The sequence below is a fragment of the Micromonospora krabiensis genome (assembly GCF_900091425.1).
GTDB classification, from domain to species: domain Bacteria; phylum Actinomycetota; class Actinomycetes; order Mycobacteriales; family Micromonosporaceae; genus Micromonospora; species Micromonospora krabiensis.
Window position 1 is genome coordinate 1,973,693 of record NZ_LT598496.1, and the last position, 20,551, is coordinate 1,994,243.

Here is a 20,551-nt window from a genome sequence, read left to right on the forward strand (position 1 = left end):
CTCACAGCTTCACACCCCCGTGTGCTGCTCCTCGTAAATGTGCCGCTGTACAGTGACAGCGGCACGACCGGGTGTCAAGCCCTCGGTTCGCATCCCCTCAGTCCTTGCCGCCCGAGCTGCGACGATCACGTTCCGTCACAGGAATGTCCAAATTGGTACGGTACATCTGATTCACCGTGCTTTGAAGGGCGGGGAGTCGCTGTCCACTTTGGCGGGGTGGCGGGGGTCGTTCGGATGGTGCATCATGACCGTCGGTCGGTAGAGAACCGACGGACGCACGGGGGATGCAAACACGGTCACACACAGCCGCACACCACTGAAAATCGATATCCGCGCGCCCTCCGACGGCACTGGTCGGGAGGGTTGACCAACGTCGGGCCAGGTCGATAAACGATTGTGAAAAGGGTCCGTGATTGCGGCCCACGAGCCTTTCGGCGGCCCCGAAATCTGTCACCACCGGCCGCGCTGTTTCTTCTCGATAACGCCGGCACGGGCAACCGACCCGTTGAGTTGCGCCGGTCCGACGAGCGTTCTCGACGACACCACCGACCCGTCGGTCCAGCGTGACCCGACGAGCCGTTGGCCTCGGCGACGACCGGCACCCGCCGCAACGGTCGGCGGGGCCGGTTCGGCGTCGGGTCACGGTCCCCCTCCACGGCGTCGGTCTGCCCGTCCTCAACGCACCGCGACGAGATCGAGACAACGACAAGGAGAACCACGTGTCCCATCCCGCTCCGGCACGTCGCCCGCTCCGATTGGCCCGACGCGCCGCACTGGGCGTCGGAACGGCGCTGGCCGTCATCACGTCCGGGCTCGTCGCGCCCGCGGCCGTCCGCCCGGCGTACGCTGCCGACACCTTCAGCTGCGCCGTCCCCGCCAACGTGTTCAACTCGACGACCTCGGGCACGCTGCTCTGGCGCAAGTTGTCCTCGCCCGGCAGCACCGCCTCCTCCTGGAGCGCCGCCACCACGATCGGCCCCTCCGGCTGGACCACCTTCGGTCGCATCCTGGGCGGTCCCGACGGCCGGGTGTACGGCATCAACGCCAACGGGCTGACCCGCTACCGCTGGACGGGTAGCGGCTGGGAGCTCACCGACGGCAAGCAGGCGAAGGTCATCAGCAGCAGCTTCGTCTCGTACGCGAGCAGCACGTGGCGTAACAAGATCACCGTTGACGAGCTCGGTGACTTCTACCTCGTGGACAACACCGGCCGGCTGAAGTGGTACCGCTACGACGAGCCCGGTGGCACGTGGACGATCAACGGCCGGACCATCGACACCGGCTGGGACCGGTACGACCTGATCGTGGCCGCCGGCCCCGGCGTGATCTACGGACGCCAGGCCGACGGCAAGCTCTACCGCTACCGCTTCGACCCGGTCAGTCAGCGCTGGCTCGACCGGGAGAGGTACGTCACGGCCGGCTGGGGGATGTTCACCAAGGGAATGTTCTCCGCCGGTGGCGACACCCTGTTCGGCATCAAGGCTGACGGGTCGCTGTTGCAGTACCGCTACCGCGAGGACAACAACACCTGGGTCGTCGCGGCGGACCCCATCGGCACCGGCTGGGCCGTCTTCCCGAACGTGGTCGCGAGCACCAACGCGTGCCGGTTGACCGCGACCTTCAGCCCGGTCAGGCCGGCCACGCCCACGGTGCCCCACTCGCCCGTGTCGGCGATGCAGGCCCCGGCCGCCCCCGGAGCGACGCTGGGCACGGTGGAGTACGCGTTCGTCGACAACATCGGCACGGTCCGGCACGGCCGGCAGACCAACCCCGACGACTTCGGCTCCATCCAGTGGAGCGCGGTGGACACCGTCGAGGCGTCGACCGGGAAGCCCGCGCTCGTCGCGGACAGCCAGAAGCGGGTGACCGTCTTCGCCCACCAGACCAACAGCGACGTACGCTCTCTTACCCAGTCCGCCTCCGGAGCCGTCACCTGGAACGCCTGGTCGGGGCTGGGCGGCGCCATGAGGTCCGAGCCGTCCGTCGTGGCTCTGACCGACGGCAGCCTGGCGGTGTTCGCCTTGGACGCCGACGGCGCCCTCTGGGTACGCCCGCAGGACGGCAGCTCGGGCGACCTGCTTCCCTGGACGAAGCTGGGCGGTAGCGGCCTCACCGGCAACCCCGTGGTTACCGCCGGCGCCGACGGGTCCGCCACCGTCACCGCCGTCGACAACGCCGGCACGGTGGTCACCGCGACCTACCGGAACCGGGCGCTCGCCTCAGCCTTCACGAGCATCGGCGGCACGGGCTTCGCGGGCACCCCCGCCGTGGTCGTCATGCCCGGTCGGCGGGCCAGGGTCTTCGCCCGCCACACCGACGGCACCATCAAGAGCCAGTACCAGAACGGGGACTTCACCTGGAGCGGCACCTGGACGACCGTCGGCACCGGCGACATCATCCCCGCGGGCACGCCGAGCGCGCAGCTCGACCCGAACCTGGGTCGCATCCTGGTCGTCACCCGCACCGCCGACGACAGCATCTACCAGTCCTGGGAGACCGGGCAGGGCACCGGGACCTGGGGCGGCTGGAACCTCAACGGCAACGCCGGCGCCTACCCGGCCGACCCCACCATCTTCAGCTACCAGAACAGCAACGGTAACCAGCTCGCCTTCGTGAGCCGCACCGTCAACAGCCTTCCGGTCCTGTTCGCCCCGCCGGACGTGAACACCCTCGCGCGGGGCACCGCCACCACGCCCGTCCTCACCGAGAAGGTGATCCCCCAGCCGAAGAACGACTGACCACAGCGGCGTCGGTCGTCGGGTATCACCCCGGCGGCCGGCGCCGTCCCGGCGGAGGCGGTCCGCGATCCCGAGGGCGTGCCGCGCGGCGACGCCGCTATCCGGGACCGGCCAGAGGCGTGACCGCTCGGGTCTCGGAGTCGTAGCTGCGCGCCGCCACGAGATCGCCAACCGGGCGATCACCACCGACGACGGCCCGGGCCGCGCGGCGGTCGGCGTTGCGGAACCGTAGCGCCAGGCTGAGGTGTGGTACCCACTGTCCGGGCTGGTGCCACGGGTGCGCCCCCGGCGCATCGTCCAGCGCCTCCCAGACGGCCCGGTGCAGCGCCGCGAGCTCGGGCGTGGGCCGCAGCAGCCAGACCAGCGGGGCGCTGCCGTCGAGGACCGCCACCCGGTCCACGCGGGCAGGCAGCGGCAGCGCCGCGTCGAGCAGGTCGGCGAGACGCCCGTCGACGCTGGGCGGGAAGCTGTCCACCGCTGCGAGGGTCAGGTGTGGCTGGTTGCTGGGGTGGGTGTTGCGGGCCAGGCTGGGCAGGCCGGCCGCGGCCAGCCGGTCCCAGGCGGCCCGGACCGTGGCGTCCAGCTCCGGCGAGCAGACCAGTTCGACCGTGCGCACCGGCTCACGCTAGCCGCACGTACTCGCGGTGACGGTCAGAGCCAGCCGTTCTCCCGGGCGGTACGCACCGCCTCCGCCCGGTTGGCCGCGCCGAGCTTCTGCACGGCGGCGGCGAGGTGGTTGCGGACGGTGCCGGCGGCGAGGTGGACCCGCCGGGCGATCACCGCGACCGGCACGCCCAGCTCCGCGAGCCGCAGCGTCTCCAGTTCCCGGGGTGTCAGCGGGCACGCGGGCAGGGTGAGCGCGTCGGCGGCCAGCGACGGGTCGACGTACCGGCCGCCGGCGTGGACCCGGCGGATCACGTCGGCGAGCGCACCACCCGGCGCGCCCTTGGGCAGGAAGCCGGCGGCGCCGGCGGTCAGCGCCTGCCGCAGGTGGGCCGGGCGACCGTGCCCGGTCAGCAGCACCACCGCGCAGTCGGGTCGGACCCGGGCCAGTTCGGCGGCCACCTCGATTCCGGTCAGTCCGGGCATCTCCAGGTCGACCACCGCCACGTCCGGCCGGTGCGCCAGCGCCGCGGTGACCGCCGCCGGCCCGTCGGCCGCCTGCGCCACCACCTCCAGGTCGGGTTCGAGCCCCAGCAGGGCGGCCAGGGCCACCCGGACGAGGTCCTCGTCGTCGGCGAGCAGGACCCGGATCACGGGGCCACCGGCACGGTCGCCTCGAGGGTGAACAGGTTCTCCTCGCGCCGGACGTGCAGCCGCCCGCCCGCCGCGCCGAGCCGGTCGGCCAGGCCGCGCAGGCCGCTGCTGCGGGCGTCCGGGCCCCGGTCCTCGACGCCGTCGTTGGTCACGGTCATCCTGGCCATCCCGCCCTCCCGGACGAACTCGATCCGGCACCAGCCGGCGCGGCTGTGCCGCAGCACGTTCGTGCCGGCCTCGCGCAGCACCGCGGCCAGGTCGCTCGCCGCCGCCGCGGGCAGGTCGTCCGCCGGTGGCACGACCGTGCACCGTACGCCGCACGAGCGCAGCACCCCGGCGACGGCGGCGAGCTGGTCAGCCAGGTCGACGGCGCGGTAGCCGTGGACGGTATCGCGCACCTCGGCCAGGGCCGCGACGGCCAACCCCTGCACCTCTGCGGCCTCCCGCCCGGCGCGTTCGGCGTCGACCTCGGCGAGGCGGGCGGCGAGTTCGGCCTTCAACGCGATGACGGTGAGGCTGTGGCCCAGCACGTCGTGCACGTCGCGGGCGAACCGCAGCCGCTCCTCCGCGGCCGCGAGCCGGGCCTGCGCCGCCTGACCGGCCCGCGCCTCGACCAGCAGATCCCAGAACCACACCTGGAACCCGTTGACCAGGGCGACGCCGACGCCGACACCGGCGGTCACCGCGACGAAGCGCCAGACCTGCCCACCGGTCCACAGGGCCACGCCGACCGTGGTGGCGAGGGTCGCCGCGGAGACCGCCAGCGCGGCCGGCAGCCGGACCAGCAGCGGCGCCATCCCGATCAGCGAGGCGCCGAGCCACGCCCAGGTGGGCCAGCCGCCGGCGGCGACCGGGCCGACCAGCGGGACGGTCAGCAGCGCCACCAGGCCCAGGCACCACTGCGCGCGGTGGCGCCACCGCTGCGCCAGCCACGGGGTGACCGCCGCGTACAGCACGGCGGCCTGGCTGGCGGCGAACGCGCCGATGCCGACCGCGCCGAGCGCGACGCGGGTGGGGTCGTCCTCCCGGGCGAGGCCGACCAGCGGCAGGAGCAGGCTGGCCCAGATCCCGGTGGCGAGCGAGAAGAGCGTGGCGGCCCGGGCGCGGCGCAGCCGGCGGTCCGCCCGGGGTTCCACCACCTGCGCCACGCCCCGATCCTAGGCGCGCCGCCGCACGGTCCACCCCTGTGGAATGTCACGGGTGGACCGTGCGATCCGCACCGCGATCGCGTGACGGACGAGCCTGTTCCGCCACGTCGTACGGCGGCAGGGTCGAGGGCATGACAGACACGTTGACCCCCCGGCTGGTGTCCCCCGCGCCCCCGTCGGCGCCGCCTGCGGGCGGCGTCCGTCACCTGCTGCGGCACCTCGCCGAGATGGCGCTCGCGATGGTCGCCGGGATGCTGCTGCTCGCCCCGCTGTGGCGGATCGCGGGCGCCCCGCTCGGGCTGACCGCCGTGCTCGCCCGCCCGGACGTGGCCGCGCTGGTGATGGCGACCAACATGACCGTCGGCATGACGGTGTGGATGCGCCACCGCCGACACTCCCGGGCGGCCTGCGCCGAGATGGCCGCCGCCATGTACGTGCCGTTCCTGCTGCTGCTCGTGCCCTACCGGGCGGGTTGGCTGGCCGCCGACACGCTGATGCTCGGCGGGCATCTGCTCATGGTCCCGGCGATGGTGCTGGTGGCGGTGCGGCACCGGCACGACCCCGTCGGGCCGGCGCCGCGTCGGCATCCGCTGGTCGCGGCGGTGCGGCACCGCTGGCCGGCCGGGCTGGCCCTGCTGATGACCGCCGACAACTGGGTGTCGCCGAGCGTGCTCAGCCCGTGGACGCTGCTGGTGCTGCCCGCCGGCTACCTGGTCATCGGCGCGTACCGACGCCGGCTGGGCGGGCCGGGCGTGCTGGCCCGGCAGCTCGTCGGGCTGGCCGGCTGGTCGGGCCTGGCGCTGGTGGCGGTCCTGGTCGGCGGTCAGGTCGCGGCGTGGCTGGTCGCGGTCGGCTGGCTCGCCCACGCGGTCTGGGACGTCGTCCACTACCGCCGCGACGAGGTGGTGCCGCGCGGGTACGCGCAGTGGTGCGCGGTCCTCGACGCGGTGCTCGGCGTCACCATCGTCCTGGCCGTCCTCAGCGCCTGACCGGCGCGTCGGGCCGCCCGCCGGCACGGGGCGACGGGCGACCCGACCGGGGGCCGGGACCGGGCGGTCGAGGCGGTCGAGGCGACCGGCGGACGGCGGGTTGCCGGTCGCCTCGGCGGGCCGGGGGCGGTGATGAAAGGCTTGTGACATGAGTTCGGCACCTGACAACACCCACCCCACCGACGACGGCACCGACGAGGCGACCGGCTTCGCGGAGCTCGGGCTCCGCGACGAGCTGCTCGGCGCGCTGTCCGCCCTGGGCTACGAGGAGCCCACGCCCATCCAGCGGGAGGCGATCCCTCCGCTGCTGGCCGGGCAGGACCTGCTGGGGCAGGCGGCGACCGGCACCGGCAAGACGGCGGCGTTCGCGCTGCCGCTGTTGCAGCGGATGCCGGCGCGCGGCGAGGCGGGTGACCCGGTGGCGCTGGTGCTGGTGCCGACCCGGGAGCTGGCGGTTCAGGTGTCGGAGGCGTTCCATCGTTACGGCCGGGAGCTGGGCGCCCGGGTGCTGCCGATCTACGGCGGGCAGCCGATCGGCCGCCAGCTGCGCGCGCTCGACGCCGGGGTGGACGTGGTGGTCGCCACGCCGGGCCGGGCGCTGGACCACATCGCCCGGGGCACGCTGCGGCTGGGCGCGCTGGCCACGGTGGTGCTGGACGAGGCCGACGAGATGCTGGACATGGGCTTCGCCGAGGACATCGAGGCGATCCTGGAGCACGCTCCGGACGAGCGGCAGACGGTGCTCTTCTCGGCCACCATGCCGTCGCGGATCGACGGGATGGCCCGCCAGCACCTCAGCGACCCGGTCCGCATCCAGATCGAGCGGGAGCAGCCGGTCGCCGGGGAGGCGCCCCGGGTGCGGCAGAGCGCGTACATCGTCGCGCGGGCGCACAAGCCGGCCGCCCTGGGTCGGGTGCTGGACGTGGAGTCACCGACGGCTGCGATCGTGTTCTGCCGCAGCCGTGAGGAGGTGGACCGGCTGACCGAGACGATGAACGGCCGGGGCTACCGCGCGGAGGCGCTGCACGGTGGGATGAGCCAGGAGCAGCGTGACCGGGTGATGGGGCGGCTGCGGGCGGGCACGGCGGACCTGCTGGTCGCCACCGACGTCGCCGCCCGGGGCCTGGACGTCGAGCAGCTCACCCACGTGGTCAACTACGACGTCCCGTCGGCGCCCGAGTCGTACGTGCACCGGATCGGCCGGGTGGGCCGCGCCGGCCGCGAGGGGGTCGCGATCACCCTCGCCGAGCCGCGCGAGCACCGGATGCTCAAGACGATCGAGCGGGTCACCGGGCAGCGGATCATGATCGACAAGATCCCGACGGTGGCGGACCTGCGCACCCGGCGGCTGGAGCTGACCCAGGCGGCGCTGCGGGAGAGCCTGCTGGAGGACGAGCTGGAGTCGTTCCGGGTGATCGTGGAGTCGCTGACCGACGAGTTCGACCTGATGGAGGTGGCTCTCGCGGCGGTGAAGCTGGCCCACGAGGCGGCCTCGCCGGGCGCGGACGACGACGAGGAGGAGATCCCGCAGGTCCCGCTGCGCGGCCCTCGCGAGGGGCGGCCGGAGGGCCGGGGCGAGCGGCGGCCGGCGGGCCGGCCCCGCGCCGGCGGCACCACGCAGGTGTTCGTGGGGTTGGGGCGGCGGGCCGGGGTGCGCCCGCAGGACCTGGTGGGGGCGATCACCGGTGAGACCCGGGTCAGTGGCCGGGACATCGGCTCGATCGAGATCGCGGACCGGTTCTCCCTGATCGAGGTCCCCTACGCCGTCGCCGACGAGGTGATCGCCGGGCTGCGGGGCAGCACCATCAAGGGCCGCAAGGCGACCGTACGCCGGGACCGTGACGGCGACGACCAGGACCGGCGTGCCCGCGCCTCGGACCGCCCGTACGACGGTGGCGGGCGACGGTTCGACGACGGTGGCGGGCGCCGGTTCGACGGCGGTGGCCGGCGCTTCGACGGCGACCGGCGGGACCGGCGCGACCGCTGAGCGACGCCTCGACGGCTCGCGCCGCTGAACGACGCTGACCGGCTCGCGCGCCGGACGACGGAAGCCCCCGGCGCCGCCACCCCGAGAGGGGCGGCGGCCGGGGGCCTTCCCGTGGTGCGGCCGTCAGGCGGCGGCGAGCGCCGGGCCGTCCAGCGACTCCGCGTCGATCTCGGCCGGGCGCAGCGCCAGGGCGAGCACGTCGGCCACGTCCGCGAGGGTGTGGATGGTCAGGGCCTCACGGACCTCGGTGGGCAGGTCGTCCAGGTCCGGCTCGTTGCGGGCCGGGATGATCACCTCGGTCAGGCCGGCCCGGTGCGCGGCGAGCAGCTTCTGCTTCACCCCGCCGATGGGCAGCACCCGCCCGGACAGCGTCACCTCACCGGTCATGCCGAACTCCGGCCGCACCGGCCGTCCGGTCACCAGGGAGGCCAGCGCGGTCACCATGGTGATGCCGGCACTGGGGCCGTCCTTGGGCACCGCGCCCGCCGGGAAGTGGACGTGGATCCGACGTCCGGCCAGGGCGTTCGGGTCGATGCCGAAGCGTCGCCCGTTGGAGCGCAGGTACGACAGCGCGATGTGCGCCGACTCCTTCATGACGTCGCCGAGCTGGCCGGTGAGGGTCAGTCCCGGCTCGCCCTCCATGCTGGTCGCCTCGATGAAGAGCACGTCCCCACCGGCGCCGGTCACGGCCAGGCCGGTCGCCACACCCGGCACGGCCGTGCGCTCCGCCGACTCGGGCGTGAACTTCGGCCGGCCCAGGTAGCGGGCCAGGTTGTCGGTGCCCACCTCGACCGGGGTCGGGTCGTCGGCCAGCGCGACCGTCACCTTGCGCAGGATCTTGGCCAGCGAGCGTTCGAACTGCCGGACGCCGGCCTCGCGGGTGTACTCCCCCGCGATCCGGGCGAGCGCCTCGTCGGAGACGGTCACCTCGTCGGTGGTCAGGCCGGCCCGCTCCCGCTGCCGGGGCAGCAGGTGGTCGCGGGCGATGGCGACCTTCTCGTCCTCGGTGTAGCCGTCCAGGGCGACCAGCTCCATCCGGTCCAGCAGCGGGCCGGGGATGGCCTCCACCACGTTCGCGGTGGCCAGGAACAGCACGTCCGACAGGTCGAGGTCGACCTCCAGGTAGTGGTCCCGGAAGGTGTGGTTCTGCGCCGGGTCGAGCACCTCCAGCAGGGCGGCGGCCGGGTCACCGGCGTAGCCGGCGGCCAGCTTGTCGACCTCGTCGAGGAGCACGACCGGGTTCATCGAGCCGGCCTCCCGCAGCGCGCGGACGATCCGGCCGGGCAGCGCGCCGACGTAGGTGCGCCGGTGACCGCGGATCTCCGCCTCGTCGCGGACACCGCCGAGGGACACCCGGACGAAGTTGCGGCCGAGCGCCCGGGCGACGGACTCGCCGAGGCTGGTCTTGCCGACACCGGGAGGGCCGGCGAGAGCGAGCACCGCGCCGGAGCCACGCCCGCCGACGACGCCGAGGTTGCGCTCGGCGCGACGGTTGCGCACCGCCAGGTACTCCAGGATGCGGTCCTTCACGTCGGCCAGGCCGGCGTGGTCGGCGTCGAGCACCTCGCGGGCCGCGGCCAGGTCGGTGTTGTCCTGCGTACGCGTGCTCCACGGCATCTCCAGCACCGTGTCCAGCCAGGTCCGGATCCAGCCCGCCTCCGGGGACGCGTCGCTGGCCCGCTCCAGCTTGCCGACCTCACGCATCGCCGCCTCCCGGACCTTCTCCGGCAGGTCGGCGGCCTCCACGCGGGAGCGGTAGTCGGCGGAGCCGTCCGGCTCGTCCTCGCCGAGCTCCTTGCGGATCGCGGCGAGCTGCTGGCGCAGCAGGAACTCCCGCTGGGACTTCTCCAGCCCCTCCCGCACCTCGGTGTTGATCTGCTCGGTGACCTCCTGCTCGGCCAGGTGGTCCTTCACCCAGCCGACCAGCAGCTCCAGCCGGGCGGTGACGTCCGGCGCGGCGAGCAGCTCGGTCTTCTGGTCGAGGGTCAACCAGGGGGCGTAGCCGGCCGAGTCGGCCAGCTCGGAGAGGTCGGTCATCCGCTCCACGGCGTCGATGACCTGCCAGGCGCCCCGCTGCTGCAGGACCGAGGTCACCAGCGCGCGGTACTCGCGGGCGAGTTCGCGGGCCTTGCCGGCCGGGGCGGGTTCGGACAGTTCGGTCGCCTCGACCCACAGCGCGGCACCCGGTCCGGGCACGCCGGAGCCGATGCGGGCGCGGGCGAGGCCGCGGATCACGGCGGCGGGCTCCCCGCTGGGCAGCCGGCCGACCTTCTCGATGGTGGCGATCGCGCCGACCGGGCCGTACTCGCCGTCGATGCGGGGCACGGCCAGCAGCGTACGGTCGCCGGTCGCGCGTGCCGCGTCGACCGCGGCCTGGGTGGTCGGGTCGAGGGTCACCGGGATGACCATGCCGGGCAGCAGCACGGCGTCGGTCAGGGGAAGTACCGGAAGAGTTGCCATCGAACACCTGCTATCGCGTTGAGTTGAGCGTGTCAGGCTCAAGTAACAAAGCGTTCCCTTTCTTCCGGGGTGTGACCCAGACCACGTCCGACCGGCGGCCGCGACGGCGGCAGGAGCAGCTCCCGCAGCAGCGGGGCCCCGCCGGCGAGGACCACCGCGAGCGGAATCGCGAGGCTGGTCAGGGCCAGTGCGGCCACCGCCGGGCCGGGCAGTCCGACGGCCGCCGCGACGATGGTCGCCGCGGCGAAGACGACCAACTTGATCCGCGTACGGGCGACGGGTACGGATGGCTGGGTCGACATGGGCGCACTCCTGTCCCGAGGTCGTCAGCTGGGCTTGTTCGCGGTCTTGTTCCCCGGGCCGCGGGTGGCGGCCGGGTTGGTGCTGTAGAGGCGCGGGTCACCGGGCGGCAGGACCGGTTCGGGCGCGTGGGCGCGAGGGCTGCCGTCGTAGCGGAACCGCCCCCTGCCGTCCGGGGCGGACCCGGTCGCCCACCGCCCCTCGGAGGCGTCGCTACCGTCCGAGAAGTCGAGGTACGTGTAGCCGAACTGCTCGGTCAGCTCCGCGGAGTCCGGGAAGGCGTCCGGGACCGGCAGCTCCTCCAGGCCGTCCTCCTTGAGCTGTTCGACGGCCGCCAGCCACATGTTCTGGTGCATGGTGTCGCGCGCCAGCAGGAAGCGGAGCATCTGTTTGACGCCCGGGTCGTCGGTCATGTGGAACAGGCGGGCGACCTGGAGCCGACCCTGCGCCTCGGCGGTCGCGTTGAGCTGGAAGTCGGCCATGAGGTTCCCGCTGGCGGTGAGGAACGCGCCGTTCCACGGGACTCCGGCGCTGTCCACCGGCAGCGCACCGCCGCCGCCGTGGATGAAGTGCGCGGGGTTCGAGCCGCCGTAGATCACCCCCACCATCGGATTCTCCTCGGCCGCCTCGCCCAGCGACAGCGGGGCGTTGTCCAACAGCCGGGTGATCATGGTGGCGATCATCTCGACGTGGCCCATCTCCTCCGTGCCGACGTCGAGCAGCAGATCCTTGTACTTGCCGGGCAGCCGGCAGTTCCAGCCCTGGAAGAGGTACTGGTTGGCGACGGTCATCTCGCCCCACTTGCCACCCAGAATCTCCTGGAGCCGGCGGGCGAACGCGGCGTCCGGGCCATCCGGCTTGGCCTCGAACTGCAGGTCCTTGACGTGGCTGAACATAGGGTCCTCCCTCGATGCCGCCGACGCGTGCCAGCGACGCTGCATCGAGGACTTCCCCCGGCGGTGGCCCGGGCGGGCCAACCGGCGTCCCGGGCGGGTCAGCTGCCGGGGCCGGGCAACCGCACCTCCAGCGCCACCCCGCGCGGACGCAGCCGGTGCACCCGCACCGTGCCGCCGTCGGCGGTGACGAGCTGACGGACGATCCACAGCCCCAGCCCGGACATCCCGGCGGCGGGCACCGGCCGGCGCAGGGCCGCGCGCAGGGCCTCGTCCACCCGTCCCTCGTCGGTGACCAGCAGCCGCAGGCCCGAGCCACCCACCGACCCGTACAGGCCGATCCGCCCCTCCGGCGGCCCGTGCCGCAACGCGTTCTCCACCAGGTTGACCAGGACCTGCCGGGTCCGCCGGGCCGGCACCGGCCACTGGCCGGCCCGCCGCGTCACGCGGGCCCGTCGCCGATGCTCGGGCACCAGGGCGGCGACCTCCCGGATGATCGACGCGAGCGGCGCCGGCTCCGCCGGGGCCGCCGGCAGGCACAGGGCACCGGCCCCCGCGGTCGCGGCGTGCAGCAGACCCTGAAGGTGTACGGCCTGATCGCGGAGCAGCAGCGTGATCGCCCGCCGGTCGGCGCCGGTCAGGTCCCGACGCTCGTCGGTGAGCGCCCGGGTGAGCGAGGCGAGCGCGCTGACCGGCGTACGGAATTCGTGACAGAGCACGCGCAGCAACAGTTCGGGATCGTCGGCCACATTGTCGTCCCCGTGCTCCTGGGGAGGGTCGATCCGCCGGAAACCGCGTAGCAGTCCCTGCAACCGGTGCTGTTCGCTCATCTGCCGCGACTCCCCTCGTCTCGGGCATACCCGCATGATCGGTACCCGCTGGGGAACGAACCAGGCATGGCACCTTCCCTCCGGCTCGTCGTCGTGGACGACCACCCGCTGTTCGTCCGGGGGCTGGAACTCCTGCTGCCCGCGACGACCGACAAGCGGGCCGAGGTGGTGGGCTCGACCGGGGACGCCGCCTCGGCCGCCGCCCTGGTCGCCCGGTGCGTGCCCGACCTCGCCCTGGTGGACCTGCACATGCCACCGCCCGGCGGCGTCCGCGCGGTCGCCGCGATCCGCCGCACCACCCCACGCGTACGCGTGGTGGCCATGTCCGGCGGCGACGACCCAATGCCCGCGCTGGAGGCGCTGCGGGCCGGCGCCGAGGGGTTCCTGCCGAAGACCAGCGAACCGGAGGAGTTGCTGCCACCGCTGCTGGCCATCCTCGACGGCTGGGCGGTGCTCCCGGCGCCCCTGCTGCGCGGGCTGCTCCGCCCCGCCCGCGGGCCCTCCGTGGACCTCGACGGCGAGGAACGGGAGTTGCTCCGCGCCATCGCGGCCGGCCGCAACACCGTCGAGATCGCCGCGCAGATGCACGTCTCGGAACGGACCGCGAAACGAATGACGGCCGCCCTGTTACGAAAACTGCGAGTGTCCAGCCGCGCGGAGGCCGCCGCGCTCGCCGGCCACGCCGGCCTGCTCGGCGAATGACCCGACCACCAGGCCGATTCGACGGACCGGAAGCACTTTTCGTCGCCGGAAAACGCGACTCGCCGAAATGAAAACAGCCATATTCTTGCGGTTTACCGGGGGTGTGGGTCAAACTTTGACCCACACCCCCCGCCGTAGACAGGGAGTAATCGGCGATGGCGAGAAAAGTAATCACGGTGCTGACCGACGACCTCGACGGCGGAAAGGCCGACCGGACGGTGGAGTTCAGCCTCGACGGCGTCGCCTACACCATCGACGTCTCAGACGAGAACGCGGGCGTCCTGCGCAAGGCGCTCGACCCGTACATCAGCGCGGGCCGGCGGATCGGGCGGGGGCCGGTGGAAGGCACCCGGCGCACCACCCGCCCCGGTGGGGCGGGAATGGACCGGGAACAGAACCGCGCGATCCGGGAATGGGCCGTGAAGAACGGCTACAAGATTTCCGAGCGGGGCCGCATCCCGGTCGAGGTCGTCGAGGCGTACAAGAACCGCTGACCCGGCCCCGGCGGGGCCTGACCGGCAAACCCCCTCGCCCGGTCTTTCCGCCACCACCGGCGCCATACCGGCCGGCCCCGCTCAGGGGCCGGCCGCACTCGTTCCCGGGTCGCTCCGTTTCGCTGATATGGCGGTGCCCCGGCCGGCCGGTTACCGCGATATCACCGATACGGAGTGGATCAGGGCTCGGTCGTTTTCTTGGCACGTCGACGGCCGGGCCGGCGGGGACGAACCCCGCCGGCCCGGCCGTGGTCGTACGGCTCAGTTGACCTCGATGCGCACCGCGTCGAAGGCGGGCGTCTGGTTGGCGCGCTCCATCATCGGGAGGCGGTGCGACCCGTCACCCGCCCAGACCGCGCACTGCGCGGTGCCGGACTCCGGCAGGCCGGGGATCTGGATGGTCACCTCGTCGGGCTGCGCACTGCCGCCGCCGTCCTCCGTGGCCACGAAGAAGGCGGGCACCTCCTGCGGCGCGGGCGGCTCGTCGAGGCTGTCCAGCATCCGGCAGGCGGTGTGGAAGTGGCCGCGGACCAGGCCCTGGTCGTTGAGCAGCGAACTCTCCACGTAGTAGCCGCCCTGGCCGGCGGCGAGGAAGCGGTCGCGGATCAGGTTGCGGGTGCTCACCTGCAGGGTGAAGGGCTGGTTGCGGCCGACCTGGTTCGGGAAGTCGGTGATGAGCAGCGACGGGTTGTTGGCCGCCGCGCCGACCTCGCCGAATTCGGTGCTCACGCAGCGGTTGCCGTTCTGGAAACCGTCGTGCGGCTGAAGCCGGCTCTCGTCGCAACTGTTCGCCAGGACGCCCAGACCGGCTCCCGGCGCCCCGTTGTTGCCGCCCCCGTTGTTACCACCGCCGTTGTTACCGCCACCGTTGTTACCGCCACCGTTGTTACCACCGCCGTTGTTACCACCGTTGCTGCCGCCGTTGTCGACCGGCTGCACCTGGCACTCGGCGAGCCGGTTCAGGCCCTGCGGACGCGGACCGAACCGGTCGATCGCGGTCGTGATCCGACCCAGCGTGGCGCGGCGCTTGTCGGCCAGCGGCCGCAGGATCGCGTTGCGGACGAACTGCTCACCCCGGCTACCCTCGGCCGCGAGGCGACGGTCCGCCTCGGCGATCTGCGTCTGCAACTGGCTCAGGTTGCGGTCGACCTCGGCGCGGGCCCGGTCCGGCACGTCGGGCAGCTGGCCCGCCACGTCCGGACAGGCAATGGCGGAGCCACCCGATCCGCTGCCGCCACCGGTGCCCTCCTGGCACTCGGTCATCGACTGCTGGCCGTCACCCCAGTGGTTGCGTACCCACCGGCCGTCCTGCCAGGTGCGGGTGGTGGAGCCGCTCCCACCCGGCGCGGTCGCACCCGGGCTGGGCTGCACGCAGCCGCCCGCGGCCGGCCTGGTGTTGCCGGAGCGCCGGTCCTCGGCCGACGAGATCTGGGTCACGGCGACGATCCCGCCGAAGACCACGAGCGTGCCGACGACAGCCAGCAGACGCTTGCTCAGCGCGCTACCGGATGACCGGCGCGCCCGTGTGGACCTGCGCATCGAATTGTTCTCCTTCGCGATCCGGTAGTGGATCCGTGCCCTCGGCGGACCGTCGGAAATTGAACTGCCGCGTCACGACCGCATCCGTCGTGACACACCGTGGCACGTCGATGACCGACGATGCCCTTTCCGCACCGCCTCCCCCATCCGATGCCGCGGACCGGGAAGATCCTGTCCATTCCCGCTGGAGTACGGAACCGCGACGGCGAGGGTTCAACGCGTCGAAGAAAAATCCCGAGAGATGTTCGGAGGGCCGCCGGGCACGTCAACGTCAGCGCGCGGAGACGTCGTTCGGGTCGGCGCGTTCAGTCGACGCGTTCGGTGTCGCCGCGTTCAGTCGGCGACGAGATGCTCGAACGCGAAGCCGTCGACGAACTCGTCCCGGCGTTCCCGCAGGCCGAGGATCTCGGTGCGCAGCTCGTCGCGGGGGATCAGCTCCCGCTCGACGGCATCCAGGTCGCGCAGCCGCTCGCCCAACGCGACGGCCGCCAGGTCCTCGGCCAACTGCGCCGGGTCCACACCGCAGGTGAAGCGGTGTTCCCACACCGACACCCGCTCGACCAGGCACGCGCCCGGCCGCACCTCGACCCAGCTCCACCCCTCCGCCGGGCCGCCGGCCCAGCGCACGTGCAGGCCGCGCACGATCGGGTCGGCCAGCCGGCGGGACACGTACGCCTCCACCGCCGCCGCGCGAGCCAGCGCGCCCAGGTCGTTGACGTGCCCCGTACGCCCGTCGGGGAGCCGGCCGAGGATCTCGCGGAAGCCGACGGCGGCGGGCTCGTCCGGCTCGCCGGTCACCGGGGTGGTGGTGGCCGCCGCGTAGCGGCGGGCGTCGAGCACGTACTCCACGAGGCGACGTCCGTGGTCGGCGGAGCGCAGCGTGGCCGACTCGACCCGGAGCACCGGCAGCCCGACGGCGGCGCTGACCGCGTTCTTCATGCGCTCCGCGCGCTGTTCGGGCGACCCGGCCGTCGCGGCCGGGCCGATCTCCACCGCGACAACGGGTCGCCCGGTGTCCTCGTCGCAGACCACCAGGTCGAAGCCCTCGCGGCTGGCGGTGCTCCACTGGTGGCCGGTTATTCCCGGCGGGCGGCCCTGCACGAGCTCGCTGAGTCGGTGCCCGGCGAGCACGCGGTGGCCGGCACGGGTGAGCACCGGGGCCCGGCCACCGGCGGGCGGCAGCGTACGCAGCCAGGAGCCGTCGCCACTGCTCGTCATCCGCCTGATCCGTCCGCCCGGTTGTCGACCGGCTGAGTGTAGGCGGCCGATCATGGCCGACGTCACGCCGGTCAGGCCGCGGTCCCCGCCGCGCCTCCGCCGCGGCTACCTGCTCGGATCTTGGAAGCTCGTGGCCCCTCCAGGGGCCCTGATCTTCCAAGATCCGGGCACCGCCCCTTTCGACGCTGGACGTCGCGCCGGTTTGATCGACTCCACGTGGGCCAGGTGGCAGTGTCCCGGACTCGCGGACACCGCCCGGCGGGCCCCCTGGGTGGATCACGTCGCAAAAGCGGCGACCGCAGCGGAGGTGTGACGGGGATCACATCGCTGCCACGTTCCCGGGCGGGCGGGCGGTGTATCCAGATCCGCGCGCCGGTAGTGGACCGGCCGGGAGGTGCCATGTCACGACAGCAGTTCGGCTTTCTCGCCGGCTTCCTCGTGGTCGCGGTCTGGGTGACCGCCGGGATCGCGACGGCGGGCCTGGCCGTGCTGGCCGGCCTGTTCGGCTGGCTCGTCGCCCGGGTGCTGGACGGGGATCTCGCGGTGACCGGCCTCGGTGACCGGGTCCGCGCGCCTCGACGCCGATGACCGCCGCCGACGGCCGAACGCCGCGCACCGCCCGGACCGAACCGGCCGCGCGAGGTGCGCACACCGACCGGGGTGACACCCGCATCGCCCCGGACGTGGTGGCTCGGGTCGCCGCCCACGCCGCCCGGCAGGTGCCCGGGGTGTACGCGCTGGTGCCGGTGCCCGCCCGCCCGCACGGCGTGGCGGCCCGCCTCGACGACCGGGTGGCGAGCGTCGACGTGGAGCTGGTCGCCTGGTACGGCAGCAGCGTCCTCGCCGTCGCCGACGCCGTCCGGGACGCGGTGGTCGACCAGGTGGGGGCGGTGACGGGGCTGGCCGTGCGGGAGGTGACCGTGACGGTGGACGACCTGGTCGTACCAAACGTGGACCGGCCGGTGCCCACGTGACCGGGGCCGAGGTGGGGGCCTGAGTGCGTACCGCCAACCGCCTGGCCACGCTGCTGCTCGCCGCCGCCCTGGTGGCCGGGGGCGCGCTCGTCGTGGTGGAGGCGCTGCTGGCGGCGGTGGGGCGCGCGCCGCTGCTGGTCGACCGGGCCGAGGTGTCGGCGACGCTGCGGTCGACCCGGTGGGACGACCCGGCGGTGCGCGCCGCCGCCGTCGCGCTGATCGTGACCGGCGTGGCCGTGCTGGTCGCCGAGCTGCGCCGGTGGTCGCCGACCCGGTTGGACGCCGGGGAGGGCTGGCACCTGCAGCGCCGGTCGGTGGAGCGTCGGCTGGCGGTGGCCGCCCGGTCGGTGCCGGGTGTGCGGAGGGCACGGGTGCGGATCCGCCGGCGCGGCACGCAGTGGCGGCCCCGGGTGGTGGCGACCGGGGATCCGGCTGCCCGCGCCGAGGTGGAGTTCGCCGTACACCAGGAGTTGCACCGCCTGGCGGTGCCCGGGCCGGCGCGGATCGACGTACGCCTGCGGGGGTCGGCGTGAGCAACGCCGCGCACCGCGTGCTGTGGACGGTGGTGGCGTTGGCGCTGGTCGCGGCCGGCGGCGTCGGGTTGGCGCTGAGCCTCGGCGGGTTTCCCGGCGTCGAGCCCGACGGTCCGCTGGCCGGCGCGGGCCTGCGGCGCGCGTGGCGGCTGGCCGCGCCGTGGGGCGCGCTGGCCGCGGTGGTCGCCGGTCTGCTCGCCGCGCTGGGCGGGCTGTGGCTGATCGGCCGGGAGCTGCGCGGCGGTGGGGCCCTGCGCGGCGTGCTGACCCACCGGGACGGCCGGCGGGGACGGACGCGACTGCCGGCGGCGGTGCTGGCGCGGGCCTTGGAGCGGGACCTGACCGGGGACCCGAGGGTCCGGCGGGCCCGGGTGGTGCTGACCGGCGAGCCGCCGGGACCCGACCTGTGGATCCGGATGGACATCGCGGCCGGCGCGCGGACCGCGGGCCTGCGCGACCACGTGGCCACGGCGATCCGGCGGTACGTGGACACGACCGGCTGCCGACCCGCCCACCTCGACGTGACCGCACGGATCGACTCCGGGCGGGCATGATCGACCGGGCCGGTGTCGGGCCGGTCGACGGTCGGGAGGTGCAAGGTGCGGGTCGTGTCGCTGGTGCCGTCGCTGACGGAGGCGGTGGCGGTGACGCTGCCCGGGGTGCTGGTCGGCGCCACCGACTGGTGCACCCACCCGGCGGACCTGGACGTGGCGCGGGTGGGCGGCAGCAAGTACCCGGACCTGGACCGGGTGCGCGCACTGCGGCCCGACATGGTGCTGCTCAACGTCGAGGAGAACCGTCGCGAGGACGCCGACGCCCTGGTCGCGGCGGGGGTGCCGGTGCGGGTCACCTACCCGCGCACGGTCGACGAGGCGTTGACCGAGCTGGCCGACCTGCTCACCGCGCTGGGCGCGGCGCAGGAACCGCCGTGGCTGCGCGCCGCCCGCGCGGCCTGGGCCGACCCGCCGCGGCTTCATCCGGTGCGCACGGCGGTGGTGCCGGTGTGGCGCCGGCCGTGGGTGGTGCTGGGCGCCGACACCTTCGCCGGGGACGTGCTGCGCCGCCTCGGCGTGACCAACCGCTACGCCGGCCACGCCGAGCGCTATCCCCGCCCGGACCTCGCCGAGCTGCGCGGACACGACCCCGACCTGGTGGTGCTGCCGGACGAGCCGTACCGGTTCACCGCCACGGACGGCCCGGAGGCCTTCCCCGGTACGCCGTGCGCGCTGCTCTCCGGGCGGCACCTGACCTGGTACGGCCCGTCGCTGGCCGAGGCGCCGGCCGTGCTGGCCGCGCAGCTGGCCCGAACGGTGACGGCCTGAGCGGCGCGGCCCAGGGGGCGGCCTCGTGAGCGGCCCGGCTCAGGGGTGGCCGCCCGACGGCGGGTGGCCCTTGCCCGCGCGGACCCGCTCGCGGCGGGCCGACAGCACGCTCCAACCCACCGACACCGACAGGGTCACCACGACCACCGCCAGGGTGAGCCACAGCGGCAGCTTCCCCACGGGCGTCTCGGCCAGGATCAGCTTCACCCCGGCGAACGCCAGCAGCAGGGCCAGGCCGTAGCGCAGGTAGCCGAAGTGCCGCAGCAGCCCGGCCAGGCAGAAGTAGAGGCTCCGCAGGCCGAGCACGGCGAACGCGTTGGCGGTCCAGACCAGGAAGGTGTGGGTCGTGATGGCGAGGATCGCGGCGACCGAGTCGATCGCGAACACCACGTCGGTGGCCTCGATCGCGACCAGCGCGACCAGCAGCAGGGTCGCCTTGCGCCGCCCACCGAGGCGCACGGTGAACCGGTCACCGTGGTAGCCGGGGTCGGTGGGGACCACCCGGCGGAACAGCCGCACCACCACGTTGTGTTCGGGGTCCACGTCGGGTTCCCCGCGTACGGCCAGCCGGTAACCGGTCCAGATGAGGAACCCGCCGAGCACGATGCCGGCCCACGCCAGGCGCTCCAGCAGCTCGGCCCCGGCGAAGATGAAGATCAGCCGGAACGCCAAGGCGCCGATGACACCCCAGAACAGCACCTTGTGCTGGTAGCCGGGGGGCACCCGGAAGTAGCCGAAGAGCAGCGCGAAGACGAAGACGTTGTCCACGGACAGCGCCTTCTCCAGCAAATAGCCGGAGAAGTACGCGACGGCCGGCTCGCCGCCGCCCCACACCCAGATGAGCACCCCGAACAGGACCCCGGCGCCGATCCAGATGCCGCTCCAGACCAGCGCCTCGCGCAGCTCGATGACGTGGTTGTCGCGGTGCGAGAAGACGTCCACCGCGAGCATCACCGCGATGACCACGGTCACTGCGGCCCAGGCCCAGCCGGGCACCGGGAACGTCACCTCGTCCACCCGGCGCCCTCCGCATCGCCGCCACCCACCGGGACCCCGGCCCCACCGCTCGTCGTGGCATCGTGCGGGTCGCCGGGTCGGTTCCGAGCCTAGGCGAGCGGTGGAGCCGCGGGAGTCGGCTCCGGCCAAGTCAGGCGCGCACCCGTGGGT

19 protein-coding genes and 1 pseudogene are annotated in these 20,551 nt (G+C 73.7%); 10 read left to right on the plus strand and 10 right to left on the minus strand.

Translation table 11 applies throughout. From position 1 onward, the window contains the following. Nucleotides 1–719: 719 nt before the first annotated feature. On the plus strand, nucleotides 720–2,738 hold the full coding sequence (locus GA0070620_RS08785; RefSeq protein WP_231922296.1) for a tachylectin-related carbohydrate-binding protein: 2,019 nt from the start codon (nucleotides 720–722) through the stop codon (nucleotides 2,736–2,738). A 97-nt stretch (nucleotides 2,739–2,835) separates the two neighbouring features. Here the strand turns inward: GA0070620_RS08785 and GA0070620_RS08790 are convergent, their stop codons facing one another. The 3 genes from GA0070620_RS08790 to GA0070620_RS08800 are packed head-to-tail and all read right to left on the minus strand — an operon-like array spanning nucleotide 2,836 to nucleotide 5,143. Continuing rightward, the gene (locus tag GA0070620_RS08790; protein ID WP_091589400.1) at nucleotides 2,836–3,354 is read right to left on the minus strand and encodes a 2'-5' RNA ligase family protein; all 519 of its coding nucleotides are present in this window, start codon (nucleotides 3,352–3,354) and stop codon (nucleotides 2,836–2,838) included. Between the two features lie 35 nt (nucleotides 3,355–3,389). Continuing rightward, complete coding sequence (locus GA0070620_RS08795; protein WP_091589401.1) at nucleotides 3,390–3,995, minus strand: response regulator transcription factor; 606 nt, start codon at nucleotides 3,993–3,995, stop codon at nucleotides 3,390–3,392. Further along, nucleotides 3,992–5,143 carry a sensor histidine kinase gene (locus GA0070620_RS08800; protein WP_172836402.1) on the minus strand — a complete coding sequence of 384 codons (1,152 nt, stop codon included), beginning with the start codon at nucleotides 5,141–5,143 and terminating at the stop codon, nucleotides 3,992–3,994. Before GA0070620_RS08800 ends, GA0070620_RS08795 begins: the two co-directional genes overlap by 4 nt. Before the next feature lie 131 nt (nucleotides 5,144–5,274). Between GA0070620_RS08800 and GA0070620_RS08805 the strand changes: the two genes are divergently transcribed. Together GA0070620_RS08805 and GA0070620_RS08810 are read left to right on the plus strand one after the other, a co-directional pair. Then, the gene (locus GA0070620_RS08805; RefSeq protein WP_231922297.1) at nucleotides 5,275–6,132 is read left to right on the plus strand and encodes a hypothetical protein; all 858 of its coding nucleotides are present in this window, start codon (nucleotides 5,275–5,277) and stop codon (nucleotides 6,130–6,132) included. 148 nt (nucleotides 6,133–6,280) lie between these two features. Continuing rightward, nucleotides 6,281–8,008, plus strand: a pseudogene (locus GA0070620_RS08810) (DEAD/DEAH box helicase); the annotation flags it as partial. 234 nt (nucleotides 8,009–8,242) lie between these two features. Here GA0070620_RS08810 and lon read toward each other — a convergent pair. The 4 genes from lon to GA0070620_RS08830 all read right to left on the minus strand — a co-directional run bounded on the left by lon (nucleotide 8,243) and on the right by GA0070620_RS08830 (nucleotide 12,602). Then, nucleotides 8,243–10,579 (minus strand): endopeptidase La, encoded by a 2,337-nt coding sequence (gene lon, locus GA0070620_RS08815; RefSeq protein WP_091589402.1) that lies wholly within the window; start codon nucleotides 10,577–10,579, stop codon nucleotides 8,243–8,245. Between the two features lie 38 nt (nucleotides 10,580–10,617). After that, complete coding sequence (locus GA0070620_RS08820; protein ID WP_091589403.1) at nucleotides 10,618–10,881, minus strand: hypothetical protein; 264 nt, start codon at nucleotides 10,879–10,881, stop codon at nucleotides 10,618–10,620. Nucleotides 10,882–10,905: 24 nt separating this feature from the next. Continuing rightward, complete coding sequence (locus GA0070620_RS08825; RefSeq protein ID WP_091589404.1) at nucleotides 10,906–11,775, minus strand: manganese catalase family protein; 870 nt, start codon at nucleotides 11,773–11,775, stop codon at nucleotides 10,906–10,908. Nucleotides 11,776–11,873: 98 nt separating this feature from the next. Continuing rightward, the gene (locus GA0070620_RS08830; protein ID WP_157741568.1) at nucleotides 11,874–12,602 is read right to left on the minus strand and encodes a sensor histidine kinase; all 729 of its coding nucleotides are present in this window, start codon (nucleotides 12,600–12,602) and stop codon (nucleotides 11,874–11,876) included. A gap of 66 nt (nucleotides 12,603–12,668) precedes the next feature. Here GA0070620_RS08830 and GA0070620_RS08835 point away from each other — a divergent pair, with 66 nt between their 5' ends. Beyond that, complete coding sequence (locus tag GA0070620_RS08835; RefSeq protein ID WP_091589406.1) at nucleotides 12,669–13,304, plus strand: response regulator transcription factor; 636 nt, start codon at nucleotides 12,669–12,671, stop codon at nucleotides 13,302–13,304. A gap of 155 nt (nucleotides 13,305–13,459) precedes the next feature. Beyond that, nucleotides 13,460–13,798, plus strand: a complete 339-nt coding sequence (locus GA0070620_RS08840) for a histone-like nucleoid-structuring protein Lsr2 (RefSeq protein ID WP_091589407.1) — start codon at nucleotides 13,460–13,462, stop codon at nucleotides 13,796–13,798. Between the two features lie 261 nt (nucleotides 13,799–14,059). On the opposite strand, the gene GA0070620_RS08845 is transcribed toward GA0070620_RS08840, so the two are convergent. Then, nucleotides 14,060–15,337: a hypothetical protein gene (locus tag GA0070620_RS08845; protein ID WP_091589408.1), complete on the minus strand. Its 1,278-nt coding sequence runs from the start codon at nucleotides 15,335–15,337 to the stop codon at nucleotides 14,060–14,062. A gap of 333 nt (nucleotides 15,338–15,670) precedes the next feature. Then, nucleotides 15,671–16,555, minus strand: coding sequence for a DUF2726 domain-containing protein (locus tag GA0070620_RS33995; RefSeq protein WP_091589409.1), 885 nt, complete (start codon nucleotides 16,553–16,555; stop codon nucleotides 15,671–15,673). A 399-nt stretch (nucleotides 16,556–16,954) separates the two neighbouring features. Here GA0070620_RS33995 and GA0070620_RS08855 point away from each other — a divergent pair, with 399 nt between their 5' ends. Genes GA0070620_RS08855 through GA0070620_RS08875 form a run of 5 tightly spaced genes read left to right on the plus strand, consistent with a single transcriptional unit; the run spans nucleotide 16,955 to nucleotide 19,384 of the window. Continuing rightward, on the plus strand, nucleotides 16,955–17,143 hold the full coding sequence (locus tag GA0070620_RS08855; RefSeq protein ID WP_091589410.1) for a hypothetical protein: 189 nt from the start codon (nucleotides 16,955–16,957) through the stop codon (nucleotides 17,141–17,143). After that, nucleotides 17,140–17,529 carry an Asp23/Gls24 family envelope stress response protein gene (locus tag GA0070620_RS08860; RefSeq protein ID WP_091589411.1) on the plus strand — a complete coding sequence of 130 codons (390 nt, stop codon included), beginning with the start codon at nucleotides 17,140–17,142 and terminating at the stop codon, nucleotides 17,527–17,529. Before GA0070620_RS08855 ends, GA0070620_RS08860 begins: the two co-directional genes overlap by 4 nt. Before the next feature lie 23 nt (nucleotides 17,530–17,552). Then, nucleotides 17,553–18,062: a hypothetical protein gene (locus GA0070620_RS08865; RefSeq protein ID WP_091589412.1), complete on the plus strand. Its 510-nt coding sequence runs from the start codon at nucleotides 17,553–17,555 to the stop codon at nucleotides 18,060–18,062. Beyond that, nucleotides 18,059–18,616, plus strand: coding sequence for a hypothetical protein (locus GA0070620_RS08870; protein WP_091589413.1), 558 nt, complete (start codon nucleotides 18,059–18,061; stop codon nucleotides 18,614–18,616). The genes GA0070620_RS08865 and GA0070620_RS08870 overlap by 4 nt, the downstream gene beginning before the upstream one ends. A gap of 45 nt (nucleotides 18,617–18,661) precedes the next feature. Continuing rightward, nucleotides 18,662–19,384: a helical backbone metal receptor gene (locus GA0070620_RS08875; protein WP_091589414.1), complete on the plus strand. Its 723-nt coding sequence runs from the start codon at nucleotides 18,662–18,664 to the stop codon at nucleotides 19,382–19,384. A 39-nt stretch (nucleotides 19,385–19,423) separates the two neighbouring features. Here GA0070620_RS08875 and GA0070620_RS08880 read toward each other — a convergent pair whose 3' ends face one another. Beyond that, complete coding sequence (locus GA0070620_RS08880; RefSeq protein WP_377520549.1) at nucleotides 19,424–20,392, minus strand: TerC family protein; 969 nt, start codon at nucleotides 20,390–20,392, stop codon at nucleotides 19,424–19,426. Between the last annotated feature and the right edge of the window lie 159 nt (nucleotides 20,393–20,551).